Genomic DNA, 14,386 nt, shown 5'->3' on the forward strand with positions numbered 1-14,386 from the left:
GGCGGGCGGCGCGGCAGGCGTGGGGGTGCGGGCGGGTGTCGGCGCGGACCACGCGATCGTCGCCTCGTCCGGCGGCGGGGTGACGGTCATCGCGACGGTGACCTCGTCAGGCACCGGCGGGGTGGTGGCGATCGCCACGGTCTCGTCGTCTGCGGGCGTTGCCGGGGTCGCTGCCTCCGCGGCGGACACCACCACCGTGGTCTCGTCGGCCGGTGGCGCGGTGGCGGCGATCGCCACGGTCTCGTCGTCTGCGGGCGTTGCCTCGGCGGCGGACACCAGCATGGTGGTCTCGTCGTCCGGGGATGAGGTGGCAGTCGTCGCCTCGACCGCGCCGAACGCCACGGTGGCCTCGTCGGCAACCAGTGGCACGGTGGCCTCGTCGGTAGCCGGCGGCGCGGTGGCCTCGTCGGCAACCAGCGGCGCAGTGGCCTGGTCGGTAGCCGGCGGCACGATGGGCTCACCGGGGGACGTGGCCACAGTGGACTCTTGCGCAACGAACATCGCGGTGGTCTCGTCCGCAACCGCCGGCGCGGTGGTCTCGTCCGGGACCGTTGGCACCAGCGGCACCGTGGGGTCATCGGCGGAAATGAGTGCGGTGGGCTCGTCCGGGGGCGGGGCCGCGGGCATCACCACGGTGGCCTCGTCGGTCTCTTCGGGCGTGCTGCCGCCGGGTGTTGTCCCACTGGGCTCGGCGGGCATCAGGAACCTCCGCATCGACGACTGACCTGCCAGCGGGCGACGCTAGCACTGACTGTCGAATTTCCCCCAAAAGGATGAAACCTATCGATTCTTTCTGTTCGTCAGGCTGGGAAATCCCGTTGTGAGCCCCGCGGACCTATATCCCGGGGTATAGGGGCGATTCCGACCGTGGTCAGATCCGCCGACGCCGCGGGACGGTCAGACTTCTCGCATGGACATCGACAACCACCCGGCACCGCAGCCGGCCGCCACCAGCCGCACCCGCATCTGGCTCCGCCGCCTGGCGATCGCCGCCGCGTGCGGCCCGCTCGCTCTGGTCAGTGTCCTGCACACGATGGGGCGCACGGGCGACTTCGGCGTGCTGGGCGAGTGGTACGTGCTGGTCCCGCTGACCGTCGCGGGCCTGTTCGCCTGGGGCCTGATCGAGCGGGCGGTCGCGATCAGCAAGTGAGCGCGGCGAGCAGCTCGGCGCGGCCGCTGACGCCGGTCTTGCGGTAGATCGCCTTGAGGTGGTCGTTGACCGTGTACGGCGACAGCCGCAGCCCGGTGGCGATCTGCTTGGCGGCCCGCCCGGCGCGCACCTGGTCGAGGACGGTCCGTTCCCGCGCGGTGAGGTCGTGCCAGGCCGCGAACGCCGGGAGCAGCTGGTCGGCGGCGGCCGGTTGGATCGTGACGACCAGCGCGGCGTCGAGGGGCTGGGCGTGCATGGCGAGCCAGCCGCCACCGGCCGGGATGCGGGTGAGCGCCTCGCCGCCGGTGCGCCGCGCGGCGTACACGACGCTCCACAGGTTGGCGAAGAGCGTGTCGTCGTCGGTGGCCGCGGACGGCGGGAGCAGCCGGGCCAGCCAGGCGCGGCCGGCGGCGGTCGGGCGTACCCCGTCGTCGGCCTCGACCACGACGACACCGGGAGCGCACCGGTGGGTGAAGGGGCGCGGCGGGCGGCTGGTGACGAAGTTCTTCAGGGCGACGGCCAGCGGTGCGGACAGTCGCTCGGCGCGGTCGGCGTCGGCCGGGGAGAAGGGCCGGCTGCCGCGTTCGCGGAGCAGGGTGAGGGTGCCCCAGGTGATGCCGGCGTGGACCAGGGCGACGCGTAGCTCGCTGCCGAAGCCGTCGGCGGCCATCAGGTCGTGCAGGCGTTCGCTGTGGTGTTCCGCGCGGGCACCGGTGCCCAGCACGCCGACGCGCCGGCCCGCGCCGGTCAGGGCGGCCAGGGAGTGCAGGTCGCGGCCGCCGGCGTCGTTGATCTCGAGGCGGCGGGCCGCCGACGAGCGGTAGGCGTTCTCGGTCACGGCGAGGCAGCCGACGCCGGTGATCGGATCCAGGGCGCGCAGCTGGTAGCCGTCGTGCGGGACGGTGCGGCCGGCCGTACCCGACACGGCGGAGCCGAAAGCGGCCAGTGACATGCCCTCGAGTCTGCCCACCGGCCATCCCCAGGTCTCGGGATTTTCCGGCGCCGCCGGGCGCGGCAGGCTCGCGGCATGCAACCGTACGAGTACGCCCGCTACGACGCGCTCGGCCTGCGCGGGTTGATGGCCGCCGGCGAGGTGACGCCGGCCGAGGTCGAGGACGCCGCCCGGCGCGCCCTGGAGACCGCGAACGCCGCGCTGAACGGGCTGTCGCTGCCGTTGTTCGCGCGCCCGCTCGCGCACGCCGCGGACGGGCCGTTCGCGGGCGTGCCGTTCCTGCTCAAGGACGGCGGGCCGATGGCGGCCGGTGTCCCGTTCGCGCTGGGCAGCCGCGCCATCCGGCACGCGGTCGCCGGGCACGACAGTGACCTGATGTGCCGGTTCCGGGCGGCGGGCCTGGCCACTCTCGGTCAGAGCACGGTCCCGGAGATGCTGCTCAGTTTCGCCACCGAGTCGGTCCGCTACGGCGTCACCCGCAACCCGTGGGATCTCGACCGGGGTGCCGGCGGCTCCAGTGGCGGTGCGGCGGCGCTGGTCGCGGCGGGCGCGGTGCCGGTGGCGCACGCCAGCGACGGTGCCGGTTCGATCCGGGTGCCCGCCTCGTGCTGCGGCCTGGTCGGGCTCAAACCGAGTCGCGGCCGGGTCCCGTGCGGGCCGGATCTCGGCGAACCGATGTTCGGGATGGCCGCCGAGTTCGTGCTGACCCGCACCGTGCGGGATGCCGCACACCTGCTCGACGCGGTGCACGGCCCCGGCGTCGGCGACAAGTACACCGCGGCGGCGCCGCACCGGCCCTACGCCGACGAGCTGACCGCCGAGCCGGGCCGGCTGCGGGTCGCGGTGACCACCCGGGCCTGGTCGGGTGTGCCGGTCGACGCGCAGGTGGCAGCCGCGGCCGAGCGGACCGCCCAGTTGCTGGAGCGGATGGGTCACGACGTGAGCGAGGCCGCACCGGCGGTGGAGTGGGCCGACGCGGTGCTGGCCTTGCGCGCGGAACTCTCCGCGATCGGCGCGGCGTTCCTGAGTGGCCCCCGGCCACCGGACCCGCACCTGCTGGAGGCGGTCTCCCGGCAGGTGATCGCGGAGACCCGCGGGCTCGGCGCGCTGGAGCTGATCGCCCGGTTGGACGCGCAGAACCGGGTGAGCCGGGCGGTCGGCGCGTTTTTCACCCGCTTCGACCTGCTGGTGACGCCGACGCTGGCGCAGCTGCCCGCGCCGCACGGCACGCTGCGCTACGACGATCCGTTGCAGTCAGTCGCCGGATGGCTCGAGGTGATGCTCGGTTACGGACCGTTCACGTCGGTGTTCAACGTCAGCGGTCAGCCCGCGGTGAGCCTGCCGCTCGGGCACAGCGCCGAGGGGTTGCCGATCGGGGTGCAGGTCGTCGCCGGTCACGGCCGCGAGGACCTGCTGTTCCAGGTCGCTGCGCGGCTCGAGGAGGCCGCGCCGTGGCAGGAGCGGATGGCGTACGCCTTCGTCGCGCGCCCGACCCCGCTCGCGTGCGCCGCGGAGCCGGGTGCCTAGGCTCGCGGCATGGTTGACGTGAGCCCGCTCGGACAGTTCCTGCGCGCGCGCCGGGCGCAGGTCGACCCGGCCGAGACCGGCCTGCTCACCGGCGGGAACCGCCGGGTGCCGGGCCTGCGCCGGGAGGAGGTCGCCGTGCTGGCCGGGGTCAGCGCCGACTACTACGCCCGCCTCGAACAGGGCCGCGAGCGGCACCCCTCGCCGCAGATGCTCGCCGCGATCGCGCGGGCGTTCCGGTTCGACGCGGACACCCGCGGTCACCTGTTCCGGCTGGCCGGGCTCAGCCCGGGTGACGCGCCGGCCACCGCCGGTGACCGGGTGCACCCGGCGCTGCTGACCCTGATGGACGGGTTCCCGCGGGCGGCCGCGTACGTGTTCGGCCCGGCGTTCGACGTGCTGGCGGCCAACCCGCTCGGCGCGGCGTTGCTGGCGCCGTTCGGTGAGCGGCCCAGCATGGTGCGGGTGGTCTTCACCGACCCGGGCGCGCCGGCGTTCTTCGACGACTGGCCGGCCGCGGCCGACGCGGTGGTCGACGCGTTGCGCCGCAACTCCGGGTTGTTCCCGGCGGATCCGGACATCCTGGCCGTTGTGGAGGATCTCGCGGATCGCGCCGAGTTCACCGGGCGCTGGGCGCGGCAGGGTGTCGGTGCGCTGCCGCGCACCGACAAGACCTTCCACCATCCCGAGGCGGGCCGGATCGACCTGACCTATCAGACCTTCGACGTTCGTGATGCGCCCGGCCAGCAGCTGCAGGTCGGCACGGCGGCGCCCGGCAGCCGCAGCGAGCAGGCCCTGACGTATCTGGGCGCGGTCACCACGCGGGTGCGCGCCGGGTAGCCGGCGGCTCAGGCGTCCTCGACGTCGGCGAAGACGATGCGCACCCCGCCGGTGGCCAGTTCGAAGACCTTGGCGACGAACGTCGCCGCCTGCGGGGTGGTCACCGCGGTGCTGGCCGTGTCGTAGTCGGCGAAGTACAGGTCGAGCAGGCGGTAGGCCGGGGTGGGGCTGCCGTCCTCCTTGGGCCACACTTTCGCGCTCTCCACCCGCCGGATCCCGGGCAGTTTCCTCGCCAGGGTCACCTGCTCGTGGTGGTCGGCCTCGAACGCCTCCGGGTCCTTGGGGTTGTCGTAGATGACGGTGATCTTCGTGGGCATGGTCCTGGACCTTTCTAGTCACGTTTCCATTCGGCGTTGGTGGGGATCGACTTGTTGGCGATCACGACCTCGATGATCGAGGGACTGCTCGAGTTGGCCAGGGCGCCGGTCATCGCGGTGCGCAGTTCCCCGTACGTGCCGACCTTCCAGCCCTGGCAGCCGAAGACCTCCGCCAGTTTGCTGTAGTTCCACGGGTGCAGGATGCACGACTTGTAGAACGACCGGTTGCTGGCGAAGACCGACGCGTCGGCCAGCCACTGCTCCACGCCGTAGACCCCGTTGTTGATCACGAAGATGATCGGGTTGAGGCCGAAGCGGGTCTGCGTGGACAGACATTGCGCGCTCATCTGGAATCCGCCGTCGCCGGAGAAGACCATCACCCGTTTGTCGTCGTTGTTGGCCAGGCAGATGCCGGTCGCGGCCGGTCCGATGTAGCCGATCGCCGAGTACGACGACTGGGCGATGAACCCGCCCGCGCTGGGCACCTTGAGCAGCAGGCTGCCGAAGTAGTTCAGGCTGGCGTCGCTGCCCACGATGGTGTACTCGTCGACGTACTGCGGAATGAAGTCGTAGAACCCCTGGTAGGTGATCGCGGTGTCGGACGCGGCGACCGGCGCCACGCCGTGCGCCTGCACCTGCGGCCACTTCAGGTTGTCCCGGCTGACCTTGCCGGCCAGCAGCCCGTCGATCAGGTGCTCCAGTGAGACCTGCGGGCTGAAGTAGGTGCCGTACTTGACGGTGTCCAGCGAGACGAAGGCGGTCTTGTCGTAGTCGGTTTCCCAGCCCAGGGTGTTGAGGTCGGTCAGCCAGACACCCAGGGCCAGGATGAAGTCGGCGTCCTCGGCCAGGTCCTTGACCGCCGCCGAGGACGCCTGCCCGTCGAACACTCCGGCGAACAGGGTGTCGTCCTCGTCCAGGACCGCCTTGCTGAGCAGCTCCGAGACGTACGGGATGTTCAGCTGGTGCAGCAGGGTGGACGTCTTCTCGTGCAGGCCGAGGCGGTCGACCTCCACCCCGACCCAGATCAGCGGCTTGCTCGCGCTCTCCAGCTTGCGGTTGATCTGTTCGACGGACTGTTCCAGGTTGGCCGGATCGGACATGATCCGGGCCGGTCGCAGGGTGCCCTGCGGCGGCTGGCAGCTCAGGTCGACCATGTCCTCGAGCAGCTCGATGTAGACCGGCCGCTTCTCGCTGATGCACTGGGTCAGCGCATAGTCGATGATCATCGGTGCGAGGTCCGGGTTGTCGACCCGGACCGCCGCGACGGTCAGGTGTTCGAAGGTCTGCAGGTCGGTCTCGCGCCCGCTGATGAAGTGGTGCGAGCTGAAGCCGGTCTGCTCGAACGCGAGCGTGCGCTTGATGCTCGGCGTGCCGTTGATCAGGACGACGGGCACCTTCTCGACGAAGGCGCCCGCGATCGCGTTCACCGCGGACAGTGCGCCCGCGGAGTAGGTGACGCACAGGGCGCCGATGCCGCGGATCCGGGCGTAGCCGTCGGCCGCGAACCCGGCGTTCAGCTCGTTGACCTCTTCGATGACCTCGATCTGGCTCTGCTGGACGTAGCGGTTGACCCATTCGATGGAGTAGTCGCCGGCGATCGAGAACAGGTGTCCCAGTCCCAGCTCGCGTAGCCGATCGACCAGGTACCGGCCGACCGTGTAGTCGGTGTTCATGGTTGGCTGCCCTCCGTGCTCGTTCGCCAGTGACGTGACGTTCAGTAGTCCCCCGCGCCGTCGAACAGCCGGGGCAGGTAGATGTCGAAGATGCCCGGGCACCGGCGTTCGGGGTAGCGCTGGATCAGGTATTCCTGGAAGGACTTGCCGGTCACCCCGTCGGCGATGGCCTGCCCGGCCGCGGCGAGGTACTCGATGTTGCGGGCGACCTCGTTCTTGTCCGCCGGCAGGCCGTGGCCCGGCATGAACAGGTCGTAGTCGGCGAGCAGCATCCCGCTCAGCACCCGGATCCACGTGTCGATGTTCTTCGTCAGGTACAGGTGCGTCCCGCTGTAGATCAGGTCCTGGACGAAGTACACCCCCGATTCCGGGAGCCGGATGGTGAGCGCGACGTCGATCTCGGTCTCGGTGACCCGGTCGAACTGGTAGCGGACCCCGTCGATGACGTCCTCGCCCGGCGCCACGGCGTGCTGCGGGACGACGATCCGGGCCGGGGCGAGATCACCGAGCTTCCCGTGGTCCTTGCGGGAGTCCTCGCCGTGCTCCCGGACGAAGTCGATGGTCTCGGGCAGGGCGTGCACGGCGACGTCGGTGAACGCGGTGCCCAGCCCGAACCAGTGGTCGGGGTGGCGGTGCGAGAGGTACACCCGGTCGATCGGCTTGCCGAGGCTGTCGGCGTAGGCGCGGAACCTCGTCGCGTACGGGGCGAGGAACTGCGCGTCGACCAGGACGAGCCGGGTGCGGCTCTCGACGATGTGGGTGGCGTTGGCGATGTTGCCGCCGGTGAACGCCGCGACGAACGTGTGGATGCGTACGTCGCCGGCCTCACGGACCACCATCACGACGGGTTCGGGCAGCGGGGTGGGCATCAGGAACCTCCGGTGCCGGCCGGGACGGCGGCGAGGTGCTCCCGGAACGTGGCCAGCGCGTCGCGTGCGACGTCGTAGGCGCTGGGGCGGTGCGGCTCGGGGGTGTCCTCGCCGGGGCGCCAGAAGCGCCGGCGCGCCATCCGCATCGAGCTGACGAACGGCGGGACCGCGTTGAACACCTCGATCAGGTACGGGCCGTGGTAGACCGGGGCGAGCTCGCCCAGCATCAGCTCCCACGGGATCCAGCTGTCTTGCACCGCGCCCCGGTCGGGTGCCGAGATGTGCACGTAGAACAGCCGGTTCTGCCGGGCCGCGCGGGCCACGTTGCGTTTGAACACCTCGGGACCCTGGCTCTCCATCAGCACCTGGGCGGTGTCGACGGTGACACCGCCGGGCAGGCTGCCCGGCGCGTCCTCGACCGTGTCGAGGAAGTCCAGCACCTCGGAGACCATGTTCGGTGGTGGGGTCTCCCAGCTCTTCACCGGTTCGATCGCGAGCCGGACCTGTTTGCGGGAGGCGTACTCGGCCAGCTCCTGGAAGGCCGGGCGGGCCGCCTCGTAGCGGGGCGTCATCCAGTCCTGCAGGTCGTCGCTCCAGATCTGCTCGCCGAGGTCGGTGAGCGGGAAGACGCCGTACGGGTAGAGGAACGGCCCCGACATGATCGATTCGCCGCCCAGCACCCGGGTGATGTCGACCCGGGACTTGAGGTAGGCCAGGGCCTGCCGGCGCTGCTCCTCGTACGGTGAGGTGATGTCGAAGGTCCGGGTGGTGCCGACATTGGTGGTGAACTTCGTGTCCTGCAACCCGGCCTCGTCGAGCGCCTTGCGCAGGTGGACGTAGCTGTTGAGCTCGAGGTGCGGGTCGGTGCCGGCCGGCGGCGGCGCGATGTGCACGTCGAAGCCGTCGTAGCCGATCTCGGTCAGCGCCGTGAGGTGCCCGATCAGGGTCCGGGTGTAGTCGGCGTCGTCCGGGCGCAGGTCGGCGGTGAACATGAAGAAGCTGAAGTAGATCTTGGGCATGGTCACCACCCCAGGACGTCGGCGAGGTAGGCGCGGGCCTTCATGGCGTACGCCAGCGGGTTTGCCTTGTTCGGGTCCTGCTCGGCCTCCACGACCAGCCAGCCGCGGTAGTCGGCGTCGGCCAGCACCTCGAAGATGGGCCGGAAGTCGATCGCGCCGTCGCCGGGCACGGTGAACACCCCGAGCTCGACACCCTGCTGGAAGGACAGGCCCTGCTCCCGGACCTGGCTGACCACCTCGGGCCGCACGCTCTTCATGTGCACGTGGCCGATCCGGTGTGCGTACGCGCGGGCCAGTTCCAGCGGATCGTCGCCGGCGAACGCGGCGTGGCCGGTGTCGAGCAGCAGGAAGACCAGGTCCGGATCGGTCGAGGCCATCAGCCGGTCGATGTCGTCGCGGGTCATCACGCCGGTGCCCATGTGATGGTGGTAGCTGAGCTTCATCCCGGCCGAGTTGGCGATCTTGCCGAGGGTGTCCAGGCCCGCCGTGAGGGCGTCCCACTGGGCGTTGCTGAACACCGGGCGGTTGGCGAACACGTCGACCGGCAGCAGGTGCGACGAGGCGCCGAACTCGGCCACCACCAGCTCGTCGCCACCCAGCGCCTTGATCGTCGCCAGGGTCTGCTCGAAGCTGTCGACGGTCTTCTGGTACATCTTGCCGATCGTGAAGTAGGTGCTCGTCCACGGTTCGGACACGCGCAGCCCGCGCAGGTCGAGGGCGGCCTTGAGCTCGGCCGGATCGGACGGGTACTTGTGCCCGATGCTGCAGCCCTGGAAGCCGGCCAGCGCCATCTCGCTGACCGCCTGACCGAACGGGATACCGGCGTCGATGGTCGGGAAGTCGTCGTTCCACCACAGGGTGCAGCAGACGCCCAGCCGCACCCGGTCCGGGCCGAGCCGGCCGGCCAGGTCAGTCATCTTCTCGCGCCTTTCAGGTAGCGGTCGTCGATGCGGGGCGGCTCGGCCCAGGACCCGAAGCCGGGTGCCTTCGCGCCGGGCGGGTTCGCCCCGATGGCCCGCCACAACAACCCCTCCTGGTACGAGGCGGCGGTGACGGTGGAGGTCTGTGCCGCGCTCTGCGCCCCGTAGCTGTCGGTCCACTCCGGGGGCAGGCCGTACCAGGTCCCGGCGTACCAGAGCTTGATCACGTTGCGGGCCACCGGGCCCAGGCAGTCGTCGCTGAAGATCCGGTACCGCAGGGCGCGGTCGAAGCCGTCCGGGTCGCCGGCGGCCTCGGCCCGGGCCGCCTTGTGCGCGGCGAACAGCGCGGTGACCACGGCGTCGCCGCACGCGCCGCGCAGCTTGGCCAGGTACGGGCTGCCCAGCCCGGTGCCGAGCAGATCGGTCTCGCCGAACGCGGTGAGGTCGACCGAGAAGGCGATGAAGTCGTCGAGCGAGGGCGCGGTCATGACAGCGCTCCGCCGGTGCCGGCCACCTCGAAGGTCGGGCCGGCGTGCAGGCCGTCACTGCCGGGCAGCGGATTGCGGATCAGCCGGTTGAAGCTGTCACGCAGCCGGAACATCCACCAGACGGCGTCCTGCAGCCGGTCCGACTCCCCGTTGAACGCCCGAGTCAGCAGCGTGAGGAACTCGCCGTAGTCGGTGTTGAACGCCGCGGCCGCGGCGGCCAGCTCGGAGCCGGGCGGATAGTCGGCGAGCTTCGGGCTCACCTTGACCCTCCAGACCTCGTCCCAGTCGATGTCGAGTTCCGGGCCCGTCGGCGCGTCGGCCTTGTCGCCCCGCTGGTAGTAGCGGCCGAACTGCAGTTGCCGGAACCGGTAGTAGTGGGCCAGTTCGCCCTCGGCGTCGTAGACACCGGTGTCCAGCCCTTCGCCCTGCTCCGAGATGAGCTGCAGGGCCCGGCAGGCCGACGCGAGGTCGTGCACTGGGATGATCATGCCGCCGCCGGAGTAGAACTGTTCCGGCCCGACCTGGCGCGACTCGTCGCCGCTGAACAGCTTCGGGTCCTCCGCGGCCAGCCGCTGGAGCCCCTCCATGATCTCCTCGTAGAACTCGCCGATGCTGTAGAACCGGATACCGGTCGCCGTCGGGCTCTGCACCAGCAGGGACTCCTCGGGGCGGACCGCCATCAGGCGGGCCTGCGGGTCCGGCGCCTTCCGCGGGCGTTCGATCTTGCAGAACGTCTCCACCGCCTCGGGCGAGAACGGGCGCAGGTCCACGGTGAAGTCGTCCTCGCCGTCCGGCAGGTAGGCCGGGTAGGACGGCACGAAACCCGGGCGGGTCAGGTCGGGACTGCCGCCGACGGCGTTCATGACGTTGGCGACCAGGGTCAGGTGCAGCATCTCCTCGACCGCGGTGACCCGGATGATGTGGGCCGCGTCGGAGTTGGTGGTGGAGTGGATCGAGTAGTAGGCGGTCAGGTAGACCGGGATCGTGGCGTGCTCCAGCGCCAGCGCGGCGTCGAGGTATCTGATCAGGTCATCGCGGCTGTTGATGGTCGGGTCGGTCACCGGCCTGCCTCCTCGCGGTGAGACGGCGCGCCCGCGGTGGCCAGCTGGACGGGCGCCTGCTCGCGGTCGAGCTGGGTGAGCATGGCCCGGGCGCTGCGCCGGCAGAGCGCGGCGATGGTCAGGGTGATGTTGGAGGTGCCGACGGTCGGGAAGCTGCCGCCGCCGACCAGGAACAGGTTCTGGTGGTCCCACGAGCGCTGGTCGGCGTCGACGACCGAGGTCGCCGGGTCGGAGCCCATCATGTGCGTACCGGCCAGGTGGTTGCCGCCGCGGATCTCATAACCCTGACCTTCGTACGTGGCATAGCCCCAGAAGTTCGGGTCGTAGTCGGTGTGGTCCTCGGCGCCGAGCCGGGCGAAGATCCGCTTGGAGAGCTGCCGGGCGTAGGCGACGCCGCGCATGGTGTAGTCCGGGATGGCGTACGTCAGGATCGGCCGCATGTTGCCGAGACGGTCGGTGTACGACGGGTCGACGGTGATCCGGTTGCTCGGGCTGGCCGGCACCTCGACCATGAACGCCAGCAGCAGCTGGTGCGAGACCCGGTCGACCAGAGCCTGCCGCAGGCTCTCGCCGTAGCGGCCGCCGTTGTCGACCAGGTCCAGCAGGTCGGTCATCGGCGCGCCGCGCGACCAGCCCCAGCCGTCGTTGTGGATGTCGACGGCGAACGCGGCCTGGTTGCGCCGGAACCGGCCGCCGCGCAGGTCCGAGATGCCGCCGGTGCAGTTCGTGCCGCGGAACGTGCCGGCCACCTCCGGGAGCAGCCCCCAGGTCAGCAGGTACGCGTGGTCCATGAAGTTGCGCCCCATCAGGCCGCTGGAACTGCGCAGGCCGGACGCGAGCATCAGCCGCGGGTTCTCGACCGCGTTGGTGGCCAGCACGTACAGCCGGCCCCGGGCCCGTACCGTGGTGAAGGCCTTGCTGTCCGGGCGTTTGTAGCGGCGGTACTCGATCTCCTGGACCCGGCCGGTCTCCGGGTCGACGTGCACCCGGTACGCCACGGCCTGGGCGATCAGGTCCACCCGCCCGCTCTCCAGCGCGACGGTGAGCGTCTTGCCGGCGTGGTACTTGGCCTGCACCGGGCAGATCGGCACGCAGTTGTTGTTGCCCTGGCAGCGCTCACCGACCTCGACCTGGTAGGTGCTCACCGCCCCCTGCGGGACGAAACCGTTGCCGCCGTCGTACGCCGGGTTCGGTATCCCGTTGCGGCCCTGCGGGAACGGCCGGACCCGCAGCCGGGTCTGCTCGCCGTCGAGCTCGACCGGCATCCCGTCGACGTCCTTGGCGACCATCCGGTCGAGGTAGGACAGTGGCAGGCCCTTCATCGGGTAGACGTAGCGCTCGTCGAAGGTGATGCCCAGGAACGACTGGTCCTCGACGTCGGCCGACACACCGATCACCCGTTCCGCCTCGGCGTAGTACGGGGCGAGGTCCTCGTAGCTGAGCGGCCAGTCGACGCCCTCGCCGTACAGGGTGCGCATCCGGAAGTCGTCGGGCAGCATCCGCGGCGTCTTGCCCTCCCAGTGCATGGTGGTGCCGCCGAGCACCCGGGTGTAGGTGGTGTCGCTGGCCAGCGGGCCGCTCTGCACGAGGTAGGCCGAGGTGTCCGGCGCGCCGGGCGCGATCCGGCGGGTGTCGGTGCCCCGGGGCATCGGCGCGGCCAGCGACACCGGGTACGGGGCCTGGTTGTCCTTGCTCGTCGAGGAGTAGAACCGGTCCAGGTAGCTCTCGTAGCCGCGCAGGGTGAGGTCCTCGGCCGGGCCGGCCTCCAGGATCAGCACCCGTTTGCCCGCCTCGCTCAGCTGGGCCGCGATGATCGACCCCGCGATGCCGGCGCCGACGATGACCACGTCGTAGAGGACTTCGGCGGCGGCGTCCTTGTCGGTGCGCTCCGTCGCGCCCTGCGGGAATTTCACGAACATGAGGCAGTCACCCCTTCTGACCGGTCCGCGCGACGCGGGGCCCGTGCGACGGGACCCGCGTGGCGGACTGTTTGGTGATCACACCGCGGTGGCGCGGGCCCGCAGCGCGGACAGGTAGGAGGCGTAGCTCCAGGTCAGGTTGTTGACGCTGCGCTCGTAGCCGGTCGTGCCGTCGAACTGCTCGGACAGCGCGAAGTCGTCGCTGTGATAGATGACCGCCTGCACCATGGCGTCACCGGTGGCGACCAGGGCACGGGCCGCGGCGTCGGCGGGTGTCGACGCGTCGATGCCGGACTGGGCGAAGAACGGGCGCGACAGCTCGTCGAAGGGCAGCGGGGTGCCCGCCTTGATCTCGGTGGCCAGCGTGTAGTGCAGCTCGGCCATGTTGCAGGTGGTCAGCGCCCACGGGTGACCGCCCGGCTTCGGGTGGCTGGTGTCGCCGTCGTACGTGTCGGCGGGGTAGCGGCCGAACAGCGGGCCCAGGCCCAGCTCCCGGTCGGTCTTGTTGATCGGGTAGAACGCGCTGCCGCCCTCCTCCCACTGCGCCCGCAGCTGCGCGGCGGTGGCCAGCATCTTCGTGTCGGTGCAGGGCACCGCGCCGTACACCGACGCCTGGACGATGTCGATGTTCGGGTCGTAGCCGTACATCACCGGGTGCCGCGGTGACGGCGCGCCGCCGTCGCCGGGGATGGTCATCATGCTGATGTAGATGTTGCCGTCCCAGTGGCTGTCGAGGGCCTGGCGCAGCCACTCGATGGCCGGCTGGATCCCGTTCGGCTTGTCGACCCCGGCGACCGAGGTGGCCAGCACCGTCTCGAAGCAGCGCAGCTGGGCGGAGCGGGCGAAGAAGCTGTAGCCGATGTGCTCCTCCCACAGGTTCGTGGTGGGGTCTTTGTACGTGGCGAGCAGGAACTCGACGTTCGCGTTGACCAGCGCCACCGCGGTCTTCTGGGTGCCGGGGTCCAGCCGGTCGAACGCGGCCAGCAGCGTGATCGACTGCAGGGCCGGTCCGTCGTTCTGCTCGGTCCACGGCCGCGGCTCGCCGGCGATAGTGAAACACGCGTGGCCCTTGGTCGGGCGCGCGTTGGCGAAGCACAGGTCGGCGAACTCGACGTACTCGTTGAGCGTCTGGTCGGACAGCCCCAGGTGGGTCGGCATCTCGGCCTTGACCACCTCCATGGCGGTGATGGCGCCGTCGCGGACCCAGTTGAAGACGTAGTTCTCGTCGACCCGGGGCGTGTTGGCCGGGAACGACGGCGCGGCGATGATGCAGCCCGGCTTGGAGTCCTTGGAGTAGTCCCCGGGCGTCTGCGGATCGCTGAACGTGAATCCGTAGCTGGCGATGTTGCGCGACATCAGCGCGTACATCAGCGGCACGAGCGACGGGAGATCGATGGACCCGGGCGCGATCGAGTTCTGCACGCGGGCCTGCGGCTGGTAGATGGCTTCCGAACGGTTGGTACGGGCGGGCATTGTCGCATTGGTGGCGGGATCGGACATTCTCTGCACGCCTTTCGCATTTCGGGCGCACTGATATGTCACCGGGTCGCGAGAGAGCGCCGATGGTCATCTGGTGCGCGAGTTATGGGTGCACGAAACGGGCGGGGCGTAATCCGGGCCGGAGCTGACAATGAATGGCGGCGTCCGGGGATGC

The 14,386-nt window shown here is 70.5% G+C and carries 13 protein-coding genes and 1 pseudogene; 3 read left to right on the top strand and 11 right to left on the bottom strand.

Going from position 1 to position 14,386, the window contains the following annotated elements; genetic code table 11:
* Positions 1-714, bottom strand: a pseudogene (locus ADL15_RS27765) (hypothetical protein); the annotation flags it as partial.
* Positions 715-910: 196 nt separating this feature from the next.
* Here ADL15_RS27765 and ADL15_RS27770 point away from each other — a divergent pair.
* A complete protein-coding gene (locus ADL15_RS27770; RefSeq protein WP_067697337.1) occupies positions 911-1,150 on the top strand; it encodes a hypothetical protein in 240 nt (79 codons plus the stop codon).
* On the opposite strand, the gene ADL15_RS27775 is transcribed toward ADL15_RS27770, so the two are convergent.
* Entirely contained in the window at positions 1,140-2,120 is a 981-nt protein-coding gene (locus ADL15_RS27775) for a LuxR C-terminal-related transcriptional regulator (RefSeq protein WP_157441642.1), read from the bottom strand. The genes ADL15_RS27770 and ADL15_RS27775 overlap by 11 nt on opposite strands.
* Positions 2,121-2,177: 57 nt before the next feature.
* Here ADL15_RS27775 and ADL15_RS27780 point away from each other — a divergent pair, with 57 nt between their 5' ends.
* Both ADL15_RS27780 and ADL15_RS27785 read left to right on the top strand, forming a co-directional pair.
* On the top strand, positions 2,178-3,629 hold the full coding sequence (locus ADL15_RS27780) for an amidase (RefSeq protein WP_067697341.1): 1,452 nt from the start codon (positions 2,178-2,180) through the stop codon (positions 3,627-3,629).
* Between the two features lie 9 nt (positions 3,630-3,638).
* On the top strand, positions 3,639-4,466 hold the full coding sequence (locus ADL15_RS27785; RefSeq protein ID WP_067697343.1) for a helix-turn-helix transcriptional regulator: 828 nt from the start codon (positions 3,639-3,641) through the stop codon (positions 4,464-4,466).
* 8 nt (positions 4,467-4,474) lie between these two features.
* Here the strand turns inward: ADL15_RS27785 and ADL15_RS27790 are convergent, their stop codons facing one another.
* The 9 genes from ADL15_RS27790 to ADL15_RS27830 all read right to left on the bottom strand — a co-directional run bounded on the left by ADL15_RS27790 (position 4,475) and on the right by ADL15_RS27830 (position 14,205).
* Complete coding sequence (locus tag ADL15_RS27790; RefSeq protein ID WP_067697345.1) at positions 4,475-4,783, bottom strand: EthD family reductase; 309 nt, start codon at positions 4,781-4,783, stop codon at positions 4,475-4,477.
* Between the two features lie 14 nt (positions 4,784-4,797).
* The gene (locus ADL15_RS27795) at positions 4,798-6,456 is read right to left on the bottom strand and encodes an alpha-keto acid decarboxylase family protein (protein ID WP_067697347.1); all 1,659 of its coding nucleotides are present in this window, start codon (positions 6,454-6,456) and stop codon (positions 4,798-4,800) included.
* Between the two features lie 41 nt (positions 6,457-6,497).
* Entirely contained in the window at positions 6,498-7,325 is an 828-nt protein-coding gene (locus ADL15_RS27800) for an MBL fold metallo-hydrolase (protein ID WP_067697349.1), read from the bottom strand.
* Positions 7,325-8,344 (bottom strand): sugar phosphate isomerase/epimerase family protein, encoded by a 1,020-nt coding sequence (locus ADL15_RS27805; RefSeq protein ID WP_067697484.1) that lies wholly within the window; start codon positions 8,342-8,344, stop codon positions 7,325-7,327. Before ADL15_RS27805 ends, ADL15_RS27800 begins: the two co-directional genes overlap by 1 nt.
* 2 nt (positions 8,345-8,346) lie before the next feature.
* Positions 8,347-9,261 carry a myo-inosose-2 dehydratase gene (gene iolE, locus ADL15_RS27810; protein WP_067697351.1) on the bottom strand — a complete coding sequence of 305 codons (915 nt, stop codon included), beginning with the start codon at positions 9,259-9,261 and terminating at the stop codon, positions 8,347-8,349.
* Positions 9,258-9,752, bottom strand: coding sequence for a hypothetical protein (locus tag ADL15_RS27815; protein ID WP_067697353.1), 495 nt, complete (start codon positions 9,750-9,752; stop codon positions 9,258-9,260). The genes iolE and ADL15_RS27815 overlap by 4 nt, the downstream gene beginning before the upstream one ends.
* The gene (locus ADL15_RS27820; protein WP_067697355.1) at positions 9,749-10,813 is read right to left on the bottom strand and encodes a ferritin-like domain-containing protein; all 1,065 of its coding nucleotides are present in this window, start codon (positions 10,811-10,813) and stop codon (positions 9,749-9,751) included. The genes ADL15_RS27815 and ADL15_RS27820 overlap by 4 nt, the downstream gene beginning before the upstream one ends.
* Positions 10,810-12,732, bottom strand: coding sequence for a GMC family oxidoreductase (locus tag ADL15_RS27825; protein WP_067697357.1), 1,923 nt, complete (start codon positions 12,730-12,732; stop codon positions 10,810-10,812). The genes ADL15_RS27820 and ADL15_RS27825 overlap by 4 nt, the downstream gene beginning before the upstream one ends.
* A gap of 78 nt (positions 12,733-12,810) precedes the next feature.
* The gene (locus ADL15_RS27830; RefSeq protein ID WP_198171044.1) at positions 12,811-14,205 is read right to left on the bottom strand and encodes a glycoside hydrolase family 15 protein; all 1,395 of its coding nucleotides are present in this window, start codon (positions 14,203-14,205) and stop codon (positions 12,811-12,813) included.
* Positions 14,206-14,386 lie beyond the last annotated feature (181 nt).

Source organism: Actinoplanes awajinensis subsp. mycoplanecinus, assembly GCF_001509495.1.
Classification (GTDB): domain Bacteria; phylum Actinomycetota; class Actinomycetes; order Mycobacteriales; family Micromonosporaceae; genus Actinoplanes; species Actinoplanes palleronii.

Bases quoted from the DNA above. Each gene is read 5' to 3' on its own strand.
- ADL15_RS27800 (WP_067697349.1), bottom strand. From the start codon at position 7,325: ATGCCCACCCCGCTGCCCGAACCCGTCGTGATGGTGGTCCGTGAGGCC.
- iolE (WP_067697351.1), bottom strand. From the start codon at position 9,261: ATGACTGACCTGGCCGGCCGGCTCGGCCCGGACCGGGTGCGGCTGGGC.
- ADL15_RS27830 (WP_198171044.1), bottom strand. From the start codon at position 14,205: ATGCCCGCCCGTACCAACCGTTCGGAAGCCATCTACCAGCCGCAGGCC.
- ADL15_RS27780 (WP_067697341.1), top strand. From the start codon at position 2,178: ATGCAACCGTACGAGTACGCCCGCTACGACGCGCTCGGCCTGCGCGGG.
- ADL15_RS27770 (WP_067697337.1), top strand. From the start codon at position 911: ATGGACATCGACAACCACCCGGCACCGCAGCCGGCCGCCACCAGCCGC.
- ADL15_RS27785 (WP_067697343.1), top strand. From the start codon at position 3,639: ATGGTTGACGTGAGCCCGCTCGGACAGTTCCTGCGCGCGCGCCGGGCG.
- ADL15_RS27825 (WP_067697357.1), bottom strand. From the start codon at position 12,732: ATGTTCGTGAAATTCCCGCAGGGCGCGACGGAGCGCACCGACAAGGAC.
- ADL15_RS27805 (WP_067697484.1), bottom strand. From the start codon at position 8,344: ATGCCCAAGATCTACTTCAGCTTCTTCATGTTCACCGCCGACCTGCGC.
- ADL15_RS27795 (WP_067697347.1), bottom strand. From the start codon at position 6,456: ATGAACACCGACTACACGGTCGGCCGGTACCTGGTCGATCGGCTACGC.
- ADL15_RS27815 (WP_067697353.1), bottom strand. From the start codon at position 9,752: ATGACCGCGCCCTCGCTCGACGACTTCATCGCCTTCTCGGTCGACCTC.
- ADL15_RS27790 (WP_067697345.1), bottom strand. From the start codon at position 4,783: ATGCCCACGAAGATCACCGTCATCTACGACAACCCCAAGGACCCGGAG.